Below are 16,713 nucleotides of genomic sequence, written 5' to 3' on the forward strand. Positions count from 1 at the left end.
CATCCGGCGCCCCGGCCCCCGTTCGCACACACGGAATCGGTTTCAGGGAGCGGAGGAGACGACGCGCGCTCCGCCCGCGGGCGCCCACGAGGGCGTCACACCCGTCACCTGGCAGACCATGAGGAACAGCGGGATGGGCGGGGTGTACGGCGTACGGCTGTCGGGCTGGTGGATCAGCCGGGGCCGCACCGCGGGGACGTGCGCCCCTCTCGCGTAGGCGGCCTGCGCGGGCCAGTCCAGATCGAGGTCGGAGCCGGACGGGACGATCCACCACCAGCGGTCGGCGTCCGCGAAGACGCAGCCCGTACGCGGCAGATGGGACATCAGCCGGAACCCGTACCGCGCGGGTACCCCCACCGCGTCGCAGCCCAGGCTCGCCGACAGGGCCGCCGGCAGCGGCAGTTGCACCATGCCACCGCCGGGGACACAGCCGGGTTCGCGGGAGCGCCGGGCTCCGAGCAGATGGGACATGGCGTTCTTCAGCATGAGTGCTCCGAGCCGTGCGGCAGTTCCGCCCAGACGATGCGGCCCGAGCCGTCCCCGGAATCGCGGGACCCCCAGGCGCTGCACATCGCGTCGACGAGCAGCAGGCCGCGTCCGTGCTCGTCGTCGGCGCCGGCGCCCAACCGGGGTCCGCCCGGCTGGTGCCCCTGGTCCTGTACGGCTATGCGCAGTCGGGTCTCCAGACGGCGCAGCTCGACCACGACGCGCGCGCTGGCGGTGTGCACCACCGCGTTGGTGACCAGTTCGGACACGATGAGGATCGCGGCGTCGTGGGCGTCGTCGTCCAGCCGCCATGTGTCCAGCCGTGCCCGCGCCAGCCGCCGGGCACCGGCGACCGACTCGGGGTGCGCGGGCAGCGCGAAGCAGTATCGGAGCGCTTCCGTCCCGGGGCTGAGGTCCATGAGCCGGGGGATGAGCGCACTGCCAGGTGCCACGACCGAATCCTCACAGTGGGGGCTGTGTCACGCTTCGCGATCTTCCTGCGGAAGGGCGGGCATGACGAGTGAACTGGTTCACTCACCAACTCTCCCCCTGTCGTGAACACTTGGCAAGGGGCACTCTGAAAAATTCAGAGTGGCAGTGTTCTTGGTGGCACGCCCATGGCACACTCTTGGCAAACAGCGCATGGGGAGGTCTGAAGTGAGCGAACCGCGGTCCGCCCCGACCGTGGGTCAGGTCGTTCTCGGCAAGCGTCTGCAGGATCTGCGGGAGCGTGTCGGCCTGAGCCGGGACCAGGCAGCCAAGGTGCTCCGCGTCGCCCCGGCGACGATACGCAGGATGGAGACCGCCGAGGTCGCTCTCAAGGTCCCCTATGTGCAGTCGCTCCTGAAGGCCTACGGGATCTCCGAGGAGGAGGCCGACGCCTTCGTCGACCTCACCGAGGAGGCCAACAAGCCGGGCTGGTGGCAGCGGTTCCACGACGTGCTGCCCGACTGGTTCAGCATGTACGTCAGCCTGGAGGGCGCCGCGAGCCTCCTGCGCATGTACGAGCCGCACTTCGTCCCCGGACTGCTGCAGACAGAGGACTACGCCCGCTCGGTGATGCGCACCGGAGCCGTCGGCCAGACCAGGCCCGAGGACATCGAACGCCACGTGGCGTTGCGGATGGAACGGCAGTCCCTGCTGACCCGGCCGGACGCCCCGCGGCTGTGGGTGGTCATGGACGAGACGGTGCTGCGCCGCCCCGTGGGCAGCACCGACGCCATGCGCGCCCAGACGGACCGGCTGCTGGAAGCCACCGAGATGCCCAACGTGACCCTGCAGATCGCCGAGTTCTCGACCGGCCATCACCCGGGCACCTACGGGCCGTTCGTCCTCTTCCGGTTCGCCGTCCCCGAACTTCCCGACATGGTCTACAGCGAATACCTGACCGGGGCCGTCTACTTCGACGCGCGCCCCGAGGTGGCCTCCTACCTCGAGGTCATGGACCGCATGGCGGCCCAGGCCGCGACTGCACAACGCACGAAGGAAATCCTCCGGGACTTCCGCAAGGAGCTGTGATGACACCCATATACAACGGCATGCCGGCCACCGATCTCGGCTCCGAGGGCTGGTACAAGCCGTGGAGCGGTGGCAACGGCGGCAACTGCGTCGAGGCGATGAAGCTCTCCGACGGAAGAATTGCCATGCGTCAGTCCGCGGACCCCGACGGGCCGGCCCTCATCTACTCCCACCGCGAGATCGCCGCTTTCATCCAGGGCGCCAAGGCCGGTCAGGCAGACTTCCTTCTGACCTGACCCACCGCGCGGACGGTTCCCGGTCGCCGCGCAACGCATTCGTTCTCTGTTCGCCGACACGGATCCAAGGAGCGCGCTATGACCGGGCACGAGCCCCTCGCCGAGATCGACACCAGCAAACCGCATCCCGCGCGGATGTACGACTGGTTCCTGGGCGGCAAGGACAACTATCCGGTCGACGAGCAGATGGCCCGGCAACTGCTGGCCGTGGATGCGCGGGGCCGTGACATGGCACGGGTCAACCGGGCGTTCATGCACCGCGCCACCCGCTGGCTCGCGGAGAACGGCATCCGGCAGTTCCTCGACATCGGCGCCGGGATTCCGACCGAACCCAACCTCCACCAGATCGCCCAGCGGACAGCGCCGGAGGCGCGCGTCGTCTACTGCGACAACGACCCGATCGTCCTCGCCCACGCGGCGGCTCTGCTGCGCTCCACCCCGGAAGGTGCCACCGAGTACATCCAGGCCGACGCCCGCAGGCCCGAGGCCATCCTGGAAGCGGCCGGCAAGGTCCTCGACTTCGACAAGCCGATCGCCCTGTCCCTGCTGGCGCTGCTGCACTTCCTGGACGACGAGGACGGCGCCGCCGAACTCGTGGACCGCCTGGTCGACCAGCTCGCCCCCGGCAGCTACCTCGTCCTCTCTCAGACCACCGGCGACTTCGACCCGGAGGGTGCGGCCAAGGCCTCCGCCATGTACAAGGCCCGCGGCATGACCCTGCGCCCGCGCAGCCGCGCCGAACTCACCGCCTTCTTCCACGGCCTCGAACTCGTCGACCCCGGCGTCTCGCTCTCCGCCGACTGGCACCCGGAGCTCGGCGAAGCCGTCGACGTCCCGGGCGACGAGCCGATCCCGGGGTACGCGGGCGTGGCCCGCAAGGCCTGAGGGTGACCAGGGGCGTGGTGAGGACATCGCCTCGCGATCCGGCCTCCTACAACTGCATGCCGTCACGCAGCACCCGTTGGGCCACTGTTTGCTCGGGCACGTGAAGCTCGTCCTCGATGAGGGCCCGGCCGGGCTCGTCGAGCACGATCGTCGCCGGGTGCTGCGGGGAGTGGGCCAGCCGTTCGATGCGCAGGGCGTCCGTACCGGTGCCGGTGGAGCCGGGCACGCCACTCGGTGAGCCGGGTCCGGAGGGCCGGGTCATGTCCTGCTCACGCAGATGTGCGGCGTGCGCGTTGACGAGTTCCCAGAGGTCGTCCTGCGTGACCGCGGCGGTGCGGGCCTTGACGACGGTGCGCTTCTCGATGGCGAGGCGGTGCATCTCAAGGCTGATGGCACGTGCCAGGCGCCTGTCACGGAGTGCGGCGAGAGCAGCTGACGAGGAAGCCGCACGGGCCGACGCGTCGTCCGCCTCGAACTGCGCACGCCGGGCGGTCGGCTCCGTGAGCCACAGCAGCAGGCGGGCCGTCGCGGCCAGTGCCGTTCGCGGAATCCACAGCAGCCACTCACTCTTCCGCGACCGGGCGTTGAAGCGCTGTGTTCCGTCCGCCACGGCGGCCGCGCCCACGGCGACAGGGCTGAAGCGCGGCGGCGTGGCGGAGGGCTCGCCTTCTTGCACGGCATGCGATCCCGATGTCAGGGACCTGAGGGCCGAGCCGACGAAAGCGCCGTCCCGGACGTTGCGGGGAGCGCTCCGGCCCAGCGCCTGCGTCACTGCGGCAACACGCTGCTGAGGAGGGGAGGCGGCCCAGAGCGGGAGGCCCAGGACGAAGCAGCGTCTGCGGCGAAGGCCGTAGTGGATGACGTTCGCGGAGAAGTCGGCAGTGAACTGGACCGCGTCGACGCGTCGCGCTCCTGCCATGTCCGCCGCGCGGTGCAACAGTGCGAACAGGGCCGGCGCATCGGCTTCCCGCACGGTCGGCGCGTCAGGATCCAGGCGCCCGGGCCGCGGACGCATCGCAATGGCGAGACTCAGCAGCAACAGGCCGATCACCGGCTGGAAGAACGTGCGAAAACCGAGAACGGTCAACTGCAGCCCGGTGAGGAACAGCCCGGCCGTGACGAGATGGACCGCCCCCGCGACGGCGTACGCGGCCGCTGTCGCGAACCTGACACTTGCGGTGCTCACTGATCGGCTGTGATGGTCGGATTCCATGATGCCCCCCGGCGGTGAACGGCTGATGCCGCTCGAACATGAATCGATCTGAACAACATCGCGCAGGAAAGACAAGTGGTCTGCGCTTGTTCCGAGGGTGCGACCGACGCCGCCCGACGCCCGGCCCGGTACGCCCGCAGGCCACAATGGACCCATGTCCCGACGCACCGCACGCCCCCGGCGCCCCTCCGCCGCCCCCGCCTTCAAGGTCACGGCCGCCGTGCCGTGCCCCTGTGGGCTGCCCGCCACCTACGGGGAGTGCTGCGGCCGGTTCCATGACGGGGCGTTGGCGCCGACGTGCGAGGCGCTGATGCGCTCGCGGTACGCCGCCTTCGTCGTCCGGGACGTCGCGTACCTGCTGCGCACCTGGCACCCGGACCACCGCCCGGACGTCCTCGACCTCGACCCCGGGCAGCGCTGGCAGGGGCTGGAGATCCTGGAGACCACGGAGGGCAGCGCCTTCCACAGCACGGGCACGGTCACCTTCCGGGCGCATTACACGGCCGGCGGCCACCGCGACTCGCTCCATGAGAAGAGCCGTTTCGTCCGGCACGAGGGAACCTGGGTCTACGAGTCCGCCGTCTTCGCCGACTGACGGCCCGAGGCCGGGCGGGCCTCTGGCCGGGCCGGCCTCAGACCGGCGCGCCCGCAGGGGCTGCCGGGGAGAGCTCCTGCGTGAGGTCCTCCGCCAGCAGCCGCTTGGCGATCACGTCGACCGCGGCGCGCAGCCGGGCGTCGTCCGCCTGCTCCTGCTGGTCGCCCAGCTGCTCGGTGAGCCAGTGGGACCACGCGTCGTTGATGGCCGCGGCCTCCCGGCTGCCCGCCTCGGTGTGCGTGAACAGATGGCCGTCCCCGGTGAGGTAGCCCTCCTCGATCATGCGGTCGAAGACGGGCACCAGGACCTCCGGCGGAATCCGGTGCCGGGCCGCGATCAGCCGGAGCCCCGCATGGCCGACCATCCGCGTGAACAGCTCGACCTGCATCACCGCCCAGGCCCCCGCCATGTCGAGCCGGGTGTCGGACGAGGCCACGATCCGCCGGGCCGTGTCCGGGTCCACCCGGCGCAGGACCCTGGCCACCGAGAACTCCAGCAGCCGGGCCGAGTCACCGGTACTCGGAGAGGCGAACCCCTCGCCCATGTCGGTCGAGCCGGCCCGCGCCGTGTCCCGCAGCTTCACCTGTTTCAGGAACAGCGCCACGACGAAGCCGAGCACCGCGACCGGGACCGTCCAGAGGAACACCGTGTGCAGGGTGTCGGCATACGCCTGGGCCAGCGGGGCCGACTGCGCGTCGGGGAGGGAGTGCAGCCCCTCCGGACTCTGCGACGCCTTCGCCACCACCGCCGGATCACCGCCCGCCCGCACCGCCGCCGCGACCCCGTCCTTGAGGTTCGGGCCGAGCGAGTTGGCGTAGATCGTGCCGAACACCGCGGTACCGAAGGAGCTGCCGAGCGTACGGAAGAACGTCACGCCCGAGGTGGCCGTGCCCAGGTCCGCGTAGTCGACGGTGTTCTGCACCGCGATCGTCAGCACCTGCATGCACAGCCCGATGCCGAGCCCGAGCACCAGCATGTACAGCGACTCCAGCCACACCCCGCTGTCCGGTCCCATCCGGGAGAGCAGGAACAGCCCGACCGCCATGACCAGCGAGCCCACGATGGGGAAGATCCGGTAGTGGCCGGTCTTGCTGACCACGTTGCCGCTGAAGATCGAGGCGGCCAGCAGACCGATGACCATCGGCAGCGTCCGGACCCCCGAGAGCGTCGCCGAGTCCCCGTCCACGTACTGCAGATAGGTCGGCAGGTAGATCATCGCGCCGAGCATCGCGAAGCCCACGATGAAGCTGAGGATCGAGCAGACCGTGAAGACCGGATTGCTGAACAGCCGCATCGGCAGCATCGGTTCCTTCGCCCGGAACTCGACGAGGCAGAAGGCGGCCAGGGCGACCAGGCCGAGGACGAACAGGCCGATGATGACGGGGGAGCCCCAGGCGTACTCGTTGCCGCCCCAGCTCGTCGCCAGGATAAGGGAGCTCGCCCCGACCGTGACCATCGCGATGCCCAGGTAGTCGATGACCGGACGTCCCGCCGCCTTCACCGACGGGATGGTGCGGGCCGCGGCGATGACCACCACGATCGCGATCGGCACGTTGACGTAGAACGCCCAGCGCCAGGTCAGATGGTCGGTGAAGAGCCCGCCCAGCAGCGGCCCGATGACGGTCGAGACGCCGAAGACGGCGCCGATCGCACCCTGGTACTTGCCGCGGTCGCGCAGCGGGATCACATCGGCGATCAGCGCCATCGACGTGACCATCAGACCGCCCGCGCCGATGCCCTGCAGACCGCGCCACACGATCAGCAGCGTCATGTTGGTCGCGAGACCGCAGAGGAACGAACCGGTGATGAAGATGATCGCCGAGAGCTGGAAGACGATCTTCCGGCCGAACAGGTCACCGAACTTGCCGACCAGGACCGTCGCCACGGTCTCCGCCAGGAGGTACGCCGTCACCACCCACGACATATGGGCGGCGCCCCCGAGGTCCGAGACGATCGTGGGCAGCGCGGTTCCCACGATCGTCTGGTCGAGGGCGGCCAGCAGAATGCCCAGCACGATCGTGGCGAAGACGATGTTCCGGCGGCGCGGATCGAGCAGGGGCGGTGCGCCGGCGGCCTGCGCGGCGGGGGCGGTCTCGCTGGCAGTGGTCACCTTTGCACCCTCACACCGCCCCCTGTCACCCGCATGCGGGGGACGGCCGGACGTGTCAGCCCAGCAGGTCCTTCAGCGACGCCGCCATCCGGGCGATGAACGCCTCCCGCACCGGCTCGCCCACCCGGTCCAGCGAAAGGTACGGATTGAGGTCCTCCAGCTCGACGAGCAGCAGCTCACCCTCGGCGGTCCGGCAGGCGTCGACCCGCTGGATGCCGTGGTCGAGGGTGTTCCAGTCGACGAACGACCGGGCGAACGCCAGATCCGCCGCGCTCGCCCCGTACGGCTCCAGCACCCACCGCTGCTCCGGGTGCGGGGCGTTCAGCGCGTACTGGAAGTCGTGGTCGACGAAGTAGAAGGACACCTCGTAGCGGAAGTCGATCCGGGGCTGGACCAGCTGCGTGCCGTCTGCCTCGGGCGGCAGTTCAGGGGTACGGACGAACTGCAGCCCGACCGAGTCCGCGCCCAGCTTCGGCTTGATCACATAGCCCTCGGCCTCGGGCAGCAGCCCCAGATCCGCCGCCCGGTCCACCGTCGGGATCACCGGGTACCCGGCCCGGCTCAGATCGACCAGGTACTGCTTGCCCGCCATGTCGCCGCGCCCGGTCAGCGGGTTGTAGACCCGGGTGCCCAGCTCCCGGGCCCGCGCGCAGAACGCGTCGTACGCCTCCTGGTAGTGCAGCACCGGACCGCTGTTGCGCACGACGACCGCGTCGAAACCCTCCAGCAGCGCGGCGGCGTCGCGGGGGTGGCAGAGAGCGATGTCGAAGTCCTCGCGCAGCCGCGACGTCAGGTGGATGTCCTCGTCGCAATAGCGGCGTCCACGGGCCTCGTAGGCGAGATCGGTGACGAAGAGAACGGACGGGCGCGGGCCGGCGGGCATGGGTCCCCCAGGGGGTGTCAGGTCGGACGACGAGTCAATAGCCTGGGCGGCGTTGCCCGTCAACGACCCTGGAGCGTCATGACATCCGCCCCACAAGAGTCACTCGCCTCGCAAGCACCGCCCGTGCCCGACATTCTCTCGCCGGCCTTCGCGGCCGATCCCTACGGGTCCTACCGGATCATGCGCGAGAGCCACCCGCTGATCCGGCACGAGGCCACGAACAGCTACGTCGTCTCCCGGTACGAGGACGTCGAGCGGGTCTTCAAGGACAAGGCCGGGGAGTTCACCACCGACAACTACGACTGGCAGATCGAGCCCGTCCACGGCAGGACCATTCTCCAGCTCAGCGGTCGTGAGCACGCCGTGCGCCGGGCCCTGGTCGCCCCCGCCTTCCGGGGCGCGGACCTTCAGGAGAAGTTCCTCCCGGTCATCGAGCGCAACGCCCGCGAGCTGATCGACACCTTCCGGCACACCGGCGAGACCGATCTCGTCGACGCGTTCGCAACCCGCTTCCCCGTCCTCGTCATCGCCGACATGCTCGGCCTGGACAAGGCGGACCACGACCGCTTCCACGGCTGGTACACCACCGTCATCGCCTTCCTCGGCAACCTCGCGGGCGACCCGGAGGTGGCGGCGGCCGGCGAACGGACCCGGCAGGAATTCGCCGAGTACATGATCCCGGTCATCCAGGAGCGGCGGAAGGCACCCGGCGACGACCTGCTCTCCGCGCTCTGCACCGCCGAGGTCGACGGCGTCCGGATGAGTGACGAGGACATCAAGGCGTTCTGCAGTCTGCTGCTCGCCGCCGGCGGTGAGACCACCGACAAGGCCATCGCCTCGATCTTCGCCAACCTGCTCACCCACCCCGAGCAGCTTGCCGCCGTGCGGGAGGACCGCGGTCTCATCGACCGGGCCTTCGCCGAGACACTGCGGCTCACCCCGCCGGTCCACATGATCATGCGCCAGACGGCCGTCGACGTGCAGCTCGGCGGCGGGCCGGTGCCCGCGGGCTCGACCGTCACCTGTCTGATCGGCTCGGCCAACCGGGACGCGGCCCGGTACCGCGACCCGGACCGCTTCGACATCTTCCGCACCGACCTGACCAGCACCACGGCGTTCTCCGCGGCGGCCGACCACCTGGCGTTCGCCCTGGGCCGGCACTTCTGTGTGGGCGCGCTGCTGGCCAGGGCCGAGGTGCGGACCGGGGTGAACATGCTGCTCGACGCGATGCCCGACGTACGGCTCGCGGACGGGTTCACCCCGTCCGAGCAGGGCGTCTTCACCCGGGGCCCGGCGTCGCTGCCGGTGCGGTTCACCCCGGTCCCCGGCCCTTGACCCCGCGTCAGCGGATGTGGCGGCCCGAGATCGCCCGCGCGATCACCAGGCGCTGGATCTCGCTGGTCCCCTCGAAGATCGTGTAGATCTTGGCGTCGCGGTACATCCGCTCCACCGGATGCTCCCGGCTGTACCCGGCGCCCCCGAGGATCTGGACGGCCTTCTCCGTCGCGGACACCGCGAGTTCACCGGCTCGCAGCTTGGACATGGAGCCCTGTCCGGCGTCGAAGGTGCGGTCGTTGCGGGCCATCCAGGCGGCCTGCCAGATCAGCAGCCGGACGGACTCGATCTCCGTACGGATGTCGGCCAGTGCGAACGCGATCGACTGGTTCTCGATGATGGGCCGGCCGAACGCCTCGCGCTGACCGGCGTACTCCAGCGCGTATTCGTACGCCGCGCGCGCGATGCCCAGCGCCTGGGCGCCGACGGTCGGGCGGCTGACCTCGAATGTGGCCATGGCCGCCTGCCTCTTGGCGTTGCCGCCCTCACGGGCGCGGGCGAGCCGGGCGTCCAGCTTCTCCTTGCCGCCGAGCAGGCAGTGCCCGGGAACGCGTACGTCGTCGAGGAAGACGTCAGCCGTGTGCGAGGCGCGCAGTCCCAGCTTCTTGATGGTGCGGCTCGCCTCCAGGCCCTTCGTCGCGGGCGGCACGATGAACGCGGCCTGTCCGCGCGCACCGAGCGAGGGGTCGACCGAGGCGACGACGACATGGATCTCGGCGATGCCGCCGTTGGTGATCCACGCCTTCTGGCCGGAGAGCACCCACTCGTCCTTGGCCTCGTCGTAGCGGGCCTTCGTCGCCATCGCGGAGACGTCGGAGCCGGCCTGCGGTTCGGAGACGCAGAACGCCGCGACCTTCGGGTCGTCCTCGTCGCCGTAGCACTGGGGCACCCACTCGGCGAGCTGGTCCGGGGTCCCGGAGGCGAAGATGCCGGCGACGGCGAGGGAGGTCCCGAACAGTGCCATGCCGATTCCGGCGTCGCCCCAGAACAGCTCCTCGTTGGCTATCTGGAGGGAGAGTCCGGACGGGTCGCCGTACATGTCGGCCAGCGACTCGAATCCGTACAGACCGATCCGGGCCGCTTCCTGGATGACGGGCCAGGGCGTCTCCTCGCGGGCGTCCCATTCGGCGGCCGCCGGGCGCACCACCTGGGCGGCGAAGCCGTGCACCCAGTTGCGCAGGTCCTGCTGTTCCTCGGTGAGGGCGAGGGAGAAGTAGCTCATCGGCTCAGGCCTTCGGGATGTCGAAGTAGCGGGTGAGGCCCGAGGCGAGGCCGACATCGCCGGCCACCTTCAGCTTGCGCATCATGAACATCGTCACGGGATTGCCGTTTCCGGAGACCAGCTTGAGGAACTCCGCGTCGGCCATCACCAGCGTCGTGCGCGGTTCGGCGTCGGAGCGGCCCTCGCTGATGGTGCAGGTGCCGTCCGCGATCGATGTCTCGTAGACCGCGTCCGTTTCACCGGTGATCTTCCAGCGGATCAGCGCCTTGAGCTGTCCCGCCGCCTCCGGGCGGAACTGCTGCCTCATCCGGCCGAAGACCTCGCCGAGCACCCGGGCACGCAGTTTGCCGTGCATGACCTCGCCGAGCTGCTTGGCGGAGAGGCCCTTCACGATCCGCGCGAACTCCGGCGGGGAGACCGTCGCGAAGTCGAGGGCGGTCAGTTCGTCGGTGAGGTTGCCGCTGCTGTTGTCGGCCACGCCAGTTCCTTACTCCGGAGTAAACTTACTTCCGAGTAAGGTAAGCGTCGGGCGGCGCCTCCGCAAGACGGAGGCGGGGCGGGGGAGAGGCGGGGAGTCACCAGGGGCTGCCGGGGCGCACCGCCAGCCGCGGGTGGTGGGCGGAGAGCACCTTGTTGGCGCGGGCGAGCTCGGACAGAGCCTGCTCGCGGTCGGCCTGGTCCTCGATGCCGAGCCGCGGGCCGCGGAACCTGCGGACCTCGCGTGCGGCGCACTCCGCGGCGAACTCCGCCTCCAGGATGTGGGCCGGGATGCAGGAGCCGATCAGCGCCGCGATGCGGTCCGGGATCGGTACGGGGACGAGCAGGTGTGAGGCGGTCATGGGGGGTTCCCTCTCGAATGGTGGCCAGGAGGTCGGGCGTCGCGGCCGCCGGGTGGGCGGCCGACTCCTCCATGTGTACGAGACGCAGTTCCGGGTTTCTCGTTGAGAACGTCTCCGTGTGGCAACCGTTTGGGAGTGACCGGGTATTTCCCTTTACTCGTAAGTAAGTTGACGCGCAGCGAAGGCCGTGATCCGGCCGGAAGCCGTTCTGTGGACGGACTACGGGGAGGTCTCCTCGTTGCGGGCCTGCAACTGGAGAGCCCGCAGAACCGCCTCGGTGGAGAACCTGCTCTCGGGATCGATGAGTTGCTCACCGAAGATGGATTCGAGGTTGCGCATGCGGTAGCGGACGGTCTGCGGGTGTACATCCAGCAGTTCGCCCATGTGGGCAGCGGTGCCACGGGTGTCGAGCCAGATGCGCAGGGTCTCGATCAGCCGCTCCCGTCGGGTGGTGCTGATACCGGCGATGGGTGCGAGCTCCCGCTGCGCGAGCTGGTCCAGGAGGGCCGGATCGGAGAGCAGCCACAGGGTGATGAGGTGGTCCCCGCAGTGGATGAACGGCGCGTCGTCGATGACGCCCGCGTCGACGAGTTCGAGGGTCCTCCTGGCCCAGCGGATCGAGTCCGAGGCCAGAGCGGTGGGGACGGTCAGCCCGATCGCCGCACGGGTGCCCAGAAGCGCCTGGTCCAGCATGGCTCTTCGTGCGTCGTCGAGAGGCCCCGGGATGAGTAGATGCGGCTGGGGGTCGCTGAGATCGACCAGGATGTCGTGGTCGGCACCGGCCCGGTCGAGCCGTGCGGGAGCGCGTGCTGCGACCAGGGTGACCTTCTCGGGCAGCGCCCACCCGGTCTGCTCGCTCAGCTCGGCAATGGCCGAACTGGGTACGGGGCGCCCGGCCAGGATCAGGTGGAGCAGCCGCCGGCGCATGGCCTCGCTCTGTTCGCCGGTCTGGGACTGCACCTCCAGGAAGCCCTCGCGGGAGAGTGATTCGAGCTCGTCGATGTAGGCGAAGAGCGCATCGGCGAAACTGAGCATCAGGGTCGGCGAGAAGTGGTAGCTGCGGCCGACCTTCTTGGCCCGTCGTAACGCGACGCGGGCGCCGAGCCTGTAGGCCCCCTGAAGCGTTTCCATGGTGCGGCCCTCGTACGCCTCGAATCGTCCGAATCGACGGCACATGTCGTCGCGCAGCGATGTCGATGTGGAGGGTTCGGCGACCAGGTCCACGAATGCGGAGAGGCTCTGTTCCACGCCGACCCGAATTGCCTGGCCGTTGGGCCCGCTGAGCAGGCGCGCGTATTCCGGATAGGCCCGGGTGACCTCGACGCCGATCTCCTTGATGAGGCTGGGCAGTTCGGGACGCATGATCGCGGCGAACTCCTGGGGAAGCGGTCCCAGCGGATCCCCCGTGTCCATGGGTGAAATGACTTTCGGCATGACGTTTCCCCTTGCTCTCCGGCGCCCGGTGGGGGTGAGGCGGTGGGGGAAAGCGCTCCCACGAACCGACAGGTGCGTACCAAGTCAGCGATGAAGATAGACCAAGTCAACGGCCGTGCCCACAGCTTGTACAAGATCGAAGTGCAGGGGCCACACATCGTGGCCCCGACGTGGTGCTCCGGTGCAGGTAGGGCGAGAGCACTCACTTCCGGACAATATTTTCGGCCGTGTGTTTTCCGGCTGGCGAGGAGGTGGGCACCGGACATCGGGCGGCTGCGCCGGCGACGGGTGCGACGGCCGCACGGAGAAACTCGGCGGGCATCCGATGGGTGCGCTGTGGAGGCGTAGCAGTGACGCTTCCTTCCCTGGACCGGGACACGGCCGGCGAAGTGGATGCGTGGTGCCGTATGCGCGTCCTGCTGCTCATGAACTGACAAGGCTTACGCGGTGCTGCGTGGGCGGAGTTACCGGTACTCACACTCTGAAGATGTATGTGGCAAAGGCGTTGAGGATTCCCACCCGCTTCTTCTAGGGTTCCGGCCCTGAACGAATCGGGCGTTGAGGAAAGGGTTGATGGATCGATATGCGTACATTCATCAGAAGAATGTTCCTGCTGGGCGGGGCGGCTGCCGTCGCCCTGAACATCGCGGTGACACCGGCGATGGCCGCTCCTACGTCGTGGACGGTAGGACCGATGACGCCCGCCGCCATCGGCGCGAACTCGACGGACACGGTCTTCCAGCTCGGATACATCCCGATGACGTGTCCGGTCCTTCCGGTCAGGGGCAGCTTGTTCAGTGCCACGGGGTCACCCGGTTACGTCGGCAAGGTCACGTCCATGGTCTTCGGGAGTTCCGGCAGCCCCTGCACGACGGCGCTGGGCCCCGTCACGCCTCTGGCTGATGTGAGTACTCCATGGAAGATCATGGCCACGGAATATCACGCCGGAACGGGCGTGACCAGCGGGTACGTCACCGGGGTCGAGATCAGGTTCACCGTTCTCACCTGCTCGGGCAGGATCGCGGGCGAAATGGCGATGACCTACACCTCGTCGACCGGCGTGATGGCGCTTACGGGCGCCCCGGGCCACCAGTTGCTGTTCGCCGACACCACGCCGGCGTGCAAGGGTCTCTGGGCTGACGGGGAGGTCGCGACCCTCACCGCGAACCTCGGTGTGGTCACGCCCGCGGGAGGTGTTGTGCACCCGGCCGTCACCGGAAGCTGAGCCGCCTCCACGGAGGGCGTGCGCCGGCCGCGATGCGGACGCCGCTGCCCGGCGCGGTGTCCGGTAGTCGAGGGCGGCACCATGGGGCCGCTCCCGGTATTGCGCACCAAGTGACAAGTGAGCCACGGGAATTAGTAAGCGCGGGACGAGAAAAGAACTCGGCGTGAGCAATTTCGGTGAGCAGGATTGTGCTCCAAGTTTCCCGCTAGTAACGTCCCGGCCTGTCACAGAGCGTATGTGGCTGAAGAAGTAGCACGGCCCACGCAACACGGTTCATAGCTGCACGTCCGCCGCTTGCGCGGTACCTGGCGTGTGTGTCCCCGCAACAGTGCACCCGCACTGTCGAATCGGAGGAACTAACTGTGCGCAACTCCCTCAGAAAGATCGCGGTCGCTACCGGCGCAGCCGCCGCCGCTGTCGCCCTCGCAGCCCCCGCCGCCACCGCAGGCGTCGCGGCCGGGCAGTGGACTGTCGGCCCCGCCTCGCCGGAGACGTTCTCGGCCACCGCGGGAACCGTCACCCTGACCCTCAACAGCATCCCGATGACGTGTACCTCGTCCGCGGCGGGGGGCACCCTGACGTCCGCCCCCGGCACCACGAACGTGCAGGTCGGCACCATCGCTCCGCTGACCTGGAGCGGGTGCACCAGCCCGTTCGGTCCCGTGACACCGGCCTCCACCACATCCCCCGCGTGGAAGCTGATCGCGAACACCTACAGCGGCGGCGTCACGAGCGGGGCCATCACCGGTGTGAAGGCCTCCGTGACGGTGCTCACCTGCACCTTCACCGTGGACGGCAGTGTCGCTGCCACGTACACCAACTCCACCGGCAAGCTGGCTGTCAGCAACAACAGCACCTACAAGCTGAGGGTCGCCACCGCCAGCGCGGGCTGTGCCGGAATCGCGGCCGTGGGTGACAACCCCACGTACACCGCCAGCTACGCGGCGGTCACTCCGTCCGGCGGTACGACCAAGCCGACCATCACCTACACCCCCTGATCCGGCCTCACGCCGGTCTTGGGTGATCAGGGATCGCACGGCGGGCGGGAGCCCGCCGTGCGATTCGCCATCCGGCTCCGTCCGGCTCGTCCGAAGGGGGACACCGCAAGTGAAGCGCAGTGGTAAGTCGGGAGCGCCGCGGCGCACGGCACGGGGTGCCGCGGTGGCCACCGCGGTGCTGCTGGGGGGGATGATCCCCGGGGCGCAGGCCGCGGCGGGTGCCCAGGAGATCGATGCGAACCTGGCCTACACCTGCGAGTTCCCGGCGGGCAAGTATCCCGTGAAGGTGGGGATCACCGCCAAGGTCGCGGAGTCGGTCCAGGCGGGCCAGACGATACAGCCCGAGGACGTCTCCGTGGAAGTGGTGCTGCCCGAGGGCGCACTCACCGGGCCGGCCGATTCCGGGCCGGCGGATTCCGGGCCGGCGGATTCCGGGCCGGCCGATTCAGGGCCGGCGGATTCAGGTCCGGCCGTTTCCGGCGCGGCGACCGTGAGCGCCGAGATGCTGCTGTCCACGGACGTCTCCCAGGGCGACAAGCACGCCAAGGCCGAGTGGGCCGGGGCGACCACGGAGTCCACACCGATACCGGACAAGGGTGACCTGACGCTGAGGACCTCGGGGACTGTTCCCTATGTCAGACCTGGCGCGTCCGGCGACCTCTCGCTCAAGGCGGCCCGTCTGTCCGGGGTGCTCACGACCAGGACGGCCGCCGGTGCTCCGACCGAACCGCGGACCATCCCCCTGAGCTGTGAACTGGACGCCGATCAGGATGCGACCCTGGCAACGGTGAAGGTGCTGGGTGAGGGCGGACCGTCCACACCCGCGCCGTCCGCGTCCGACGACTGGCCCGAGGACGGAGCCGGGCTGCGTGACGCAGGCGTACCGGAGGTCGGGGAGAAGGCCGAGGAGCCGGCGGTGGCCGACGCACCCAAATGTGTCGGGGACACGACGAACGAGGTAGAGATGGTCGCCTATGTGACCGGCTACGCGAACGTCACCAAACTCAAGGGCGCCAATAAGTTCCCGCTTGCCTGCTCGCGGATCTACACGTATCCCAGCGTCCCCCCTGTGATACAGCCCCCCTATATTCACGTATACATGACAGCGGCGATGGTGCTCGACTATCAGGGGAAGCCGCAACTGCCGCCCACCACAGGAACATTCCTGACCTTCGGGTTCATGCCGACGACGGCGACTCTTGAGATGACGCAGATCCCTCCCAGGACCGACACGCCGGACGCCCCCAATGTGCACGTCCACACCGTTACCGATCTCACGACCTTCACCACCAAGGCTGTCACCACCATCGACGTCAAGCTCGTCCTCAGGCTGCGCGACGTCAAGGTCAACGGCGTTCCACTGGACGTGGGGAACAACTGTCGTACGGAGCGGCCCTTCACACTTCCGCTCGAAGGCGTGGGAAACGTGGTCGGCGGGGTCCTGGACGGCTACCAACTCACCGCAGGGGGTCCGCTGACGGGGTCGGTGACGATCCCGCCCTTCCAGGGCTGTGGTGCCGGTGAGGAGGACCTGGACAGCCTCTTCACCGCGTCATTGTCCGGTGTCCCGGGATTCGTCAAGCAAATGCAGGGAGCGCCCTGCATAGCTTCGGTTTCGAACGGCTGCACATCCGACAACCAGCCGTCTGACATACCCAAAGCGGAACGCTGAGGTTCATTCCCCCGCCCGCTCGCCATTGCACCGAGCACAGCAATCACCCAGAGCCGCAACCG

The 16,713-nt window shown here is 68.9% G+C and carries 17 protein-coding genes; 8 read left to right on the forward strand and 9 right to left on the reverse strand.

What is annotated here, in order from left to right:
- Positions 1-42: 42 nt before the first annotated feature.
- Both ABT025_RS12445 and ABT025_RS12450 read right to left on the reverse strand, forming a co-directional pair.
- Positions 43-486: a hypothetical protein gene (locus tag ABT025_RS12445; protein ID WP_350992880.1), complete on the reverse strand. Its 444-nt coding sequence runs from the start codon at positions 484-486 to the stop codon at positions 43-45.
- Positions 480-938 carry an ATP-binding protein gene (locus tag ABT025_RS12450; RefSeq protein ID WP_350992882.1) on the reverse strand — a complete coding sequence of 153 codons (459 nt, stop codon included), beginning with the start codon at positions 936-938 and terminating at the stop codon, positions 480-482. The genes ABT025_RS12445 and ABT025_RS12450 overlap by 7 nt, the downstream gene beginning before the upstream one ends.
- Positions 939-1,143: 205 nt before the next feature.
- Between ABT025_RS12450 and ABT025_RS12455 the strand changes: the two genes are divergently transcribed.
- From ABT025_RS12455 to ABT025_RS12465, 3 genes are all read left to right on the forward strand, one after another.
- On the forward strand, positions 1,144-2,004 hold the full coding sequence (locus tag ABT025_RS12455; RefSeq protein WP_350992884.1) for a Sco1979 family transcriptional regulator: 861 nt from the start codon (positions 1,144-1,146) through the stop codon (positions 2,002-2,004).
- Positions 2,004-2,240 (forward strand): DUF397 domain-containing protein, encoded by a 237-nt coding sequence (locus ABT025_RS12460; protein ID WP_350992886.1) that lies wholly within the window; start codon positions 2,004-2,006, stop codon positions 2,238-2,240. Before ABT025_RS12455 ends, ABT025_RS12460 begins: the two co-directional genes overlap by 1 nt.
- 78 nt (positions 2,241-2,318) lie before the next feature.
- On the forward strand, positions 2,319-3,125 hold the full coding sequence (locus tag ABT025_RS12465) for an SAM-dependent methyltransferase (protein ID WP_350992890.1): 807 nt from the start codon (positions 2,319-2,321) through the stop codon (positions 3,123-3,125).
- Positions 3,126-3,171: 46 nt separating this feature from the next.
- Here the strand turns inward: ABT025_RS12465 and ABT025_RS12470 are convergent, their stop codons facing one another.
- Positions 3,172-4,311: a M48 family metallopeptidase gene (locus tag ABT025_RS12470; protein WP_350992892.1), complete on the reverse strand. Its 1,140-nt coding sequence runs from the start codon at positions 4,309-4,311 to the stop codon at positions 3,172-3,174.
- 181 nt (positions 4,312-4,492) lie between these two features.
- Between ABT025_RS12470 and ABT025_RS12475 the strand changes: the two genes are divergently transcribed.
- On the forward strand, positions 4,493-4,933 hold the full coding sequence (locus tag ABT025_RS12475; RefSeq protein WP_350992894.1) for a YchJ family protein: 441 nt from the start codon (positions 4,493-4,495) through the stop codon (positions 4,931-4,933).
- 37 nt (positions 4,934-4,970) lie between these two features.
- On the opposite strand, the gene ABT025_RS12480 is transcribed toward ABT025_RS12475, so the two are convergent.
- Together ABT025_RS12480 and ABT025_RS12485 are read right to left on the reverse strand one after the other, a co-directional pair.
- Positions 4,971-7,043, reverse strand: a complete 2,073-nt coding sequence (locus ABT025_RS12480) for an MDR family MFS transporter (protein ID WP_350992896.1) — start codon at positions 7,041-7,043, stop codon at positions 4,971-4,973.
- A 55-nt stretch (positions 7,044-7,098) separates the two neighbouring features.
- Positions 7,099-7,926, reverse strand: coding sequence for an ATP-grasp domain-containing protein (locus ABT025_RS12485; protein WP_350992898.1), 828 nt, complete (start codon positions 7,924-7,926; stop codon positions 7,099-7,101).
- A 78-nt stretch (positions 7,927-8,004) separates the two neighbouring features.
- Between ABT025_RS12485 and ABT025_RS12490 the strand changes: the two genes are divergently transcribed.
- The gene (locus ABT025_RS12490; RefSeq protein WP_350992900.1) at positions 8,005-9,261 is read left to right on the forward strand and encodes a cytochrome P450; all 1,257 of its coding nucleotides are present in this window, start codon (positions 8,005-8,007) and stop codon (positions 9,259-9,261) included.
- 7 nt (positions 9,262-9,268) lie between these two features.
- Here the strand turns inward: ABT025_RS12490 and ABT025_RS12495 are convergent, their stop codons facing one another.
- The 4 genes from ABT025_RS12495 to ABT025_RS12510 form a co-directional block, all read right to left on the reverse strand.
- Complete coding sequence (locus ABT025_RS12495) at positions 9,269-10,483, reverse strand: acyl-CoA dehydrogenase family protein (protein ID WP_350992902.1); 1,215 nt, start codon at positions 10,481-10,483, stop codon at positions 9,269-9,271.
- Between the two features lie 4 nt (positions 10,484-10,487).
- Positions 10,488-10,961: an SCP2 sterol-binding domain-containing protein gene (locus ABT025_RS12500; protein WP_350992904.1), complete on the reverse strand. Its 474-nt coding sequence runs from the start codon at positions 10,959-10,961 to the stop codon at positions 10,488-10,490.
- 97 nt (positions 10,962-11,058) lie between these two features.
- Positions 11,059-11,322, reverse strand: coding sequence for a hypothetical protein (locus ABT025_RS12505; protein ID WP_350992906.1), 264 nt, complete (start codon positions 11,320-11,322; stop codon positions 11,059-11,061).
- A gap of 219 nt (positions 11,323-11,541) precedes the next feature.
- Positions 11,542-12,756, reverse strand: a complete 1,215-nt coding sequence (locus tag ABT025_RS12510; RefSeq protein ID WP_350992908.1) for a PucR family transcriptional regulator — start codon at positions 12,754-12,756, stop codon at positions 11,542-11,544.
- A gap of 583 nt (positions 12,757-13,339) precedes the next feature.
- Here ABT025_RS12510 and ABT025_RS12515 point away from each other — a divergent pair.
- The 3 genes from ABT025_RS12515 to ABT025_RS12525 all read left to right on the forward strand — a co-directional run bounded on the left by ABT025_RS12515 (position 13,340) and on the right by ABT025_RS12525 (position 16,651).
- A complete protein-coding gene (locus ABT025_RS12515) occupies positions 13,340-13,981 on the forward strand; it encodes a hypothetical protein (RefSeq protein ID WP_350992910.1) in 642 nt (213 codons plus the stop codon).
- Between the two features lie 362 nt (positions 13,982-14,343).
- Positions 14,344-14,979, forward strand: coding sequence for a hypothetical protein (locus ABT025_RS12520; RefSeq protein ID WP_350992912.1), 636 nt, complete (start codon positions 14,344-14,346; stop codon positions 14,977-14,979).
- Between the two features lie 109 nt (positions 14,980-15,088).
- Positions 15,089-16,651 carry a DUF6801 domain-containing protein gene (locus ABT025_RS12525; RefSeq protein ID WP_350992914.1) on the forward strand — a complete coding sequence of 521 codons (1,563 nt, stop codon included), beginning with the start codon at positions 15,089-15,091 and terminating at the stop codon, positions 16,649-16,651.
- Positions 16,652-16,713 lie beyond the last annotated feature (62 nt).

It is taken from the genome of Streptomyces sp. NPDC002809 (assembly GCF_040295435.1).
Lineage (GTDB): Bacteria > Actinomycetota > Actinomycetes > Streptomycetales > Streptomycetaceae > Streptomyces.

What these genes read in the sequence shown, in the direction of transcription:
- ABT025_RS12445 (WP_350992880.1), bottom strand. Translation starts at nt 486, where the DNA reads ATGCTGAAGAACGCCATGTCCCATCTGCTCGGAGCCCGGCGCTCCCGC.
- ABT025_RS12460 (WP_350992886.1), top strand. Translation starts at nt 2,004, where the DNA reads ATGACACCCATATACAACGGCATGCCGGCCACCGATCTCGGCTCCGAG.
- ABT025_RS12465 (WP_350992890.1), top strand. Translation starts at nt 2,319, where the DNA reads ATGACCGGGCACGAGCCCCTCGCCGAGATCGACACCAGCAAACCGCAT.
- ABT025_RS12475 (WP_350992894.1), top strand. Translation starts at nt 4,493, where the DNA reads ATGTCCCGACGCACCGCACGCCCCCGGCGCCCCTCCGCCGCCCCCGCC.
- ABT025_RS12485 (WP_350992898.1), bottom strand. Translation starts at nt 7,926, where the DNA reads ATGCCCGCCGGCCCGCGCCCGTCCGTTCTCTTCGTCACCGATCTCGCC.
- ABT025_RS12490 (WP_350992900.1), top strand. Translation starts at nt 8,005, where the DNA reads ATGACATCCGCCCCACAAGAGTCACTCGCCTCGCAAGCACCGCCCGTG.
- ABT025_RS12495 (WP_350992902.1), bottom strand. Translation starts at nt 10,483, where the DNA reads ATGAGCTACTTCTCCCTCGCCCTCACCGAGGAACAGCAGGACCTGCGC.
- ABT025_RS12505 (WP_350992906.1), bottom strand. Translation starts at nt 11,322, where the DNA reads ATGACCGCCTCACACCTGCTCGTCCCCGTACCGATCCCGGACCGCATC.
- ABT025_RS12510 (WP_350992908.1), bottom strand. Translation starts at nt 12,756, where the DNA reads ATGCCGAAAGTCATTTCACCCATGGACACGGGGGATCCGCTGGGACCG.
- ABT025_RS12515 (WP_350992910.1), top strand. Translation starts at nt 13,340, where the DNA reads ATGCGTACATTCATCAGAAGAATGTTCCTGCTGGGCGGGGCGGCTGCC.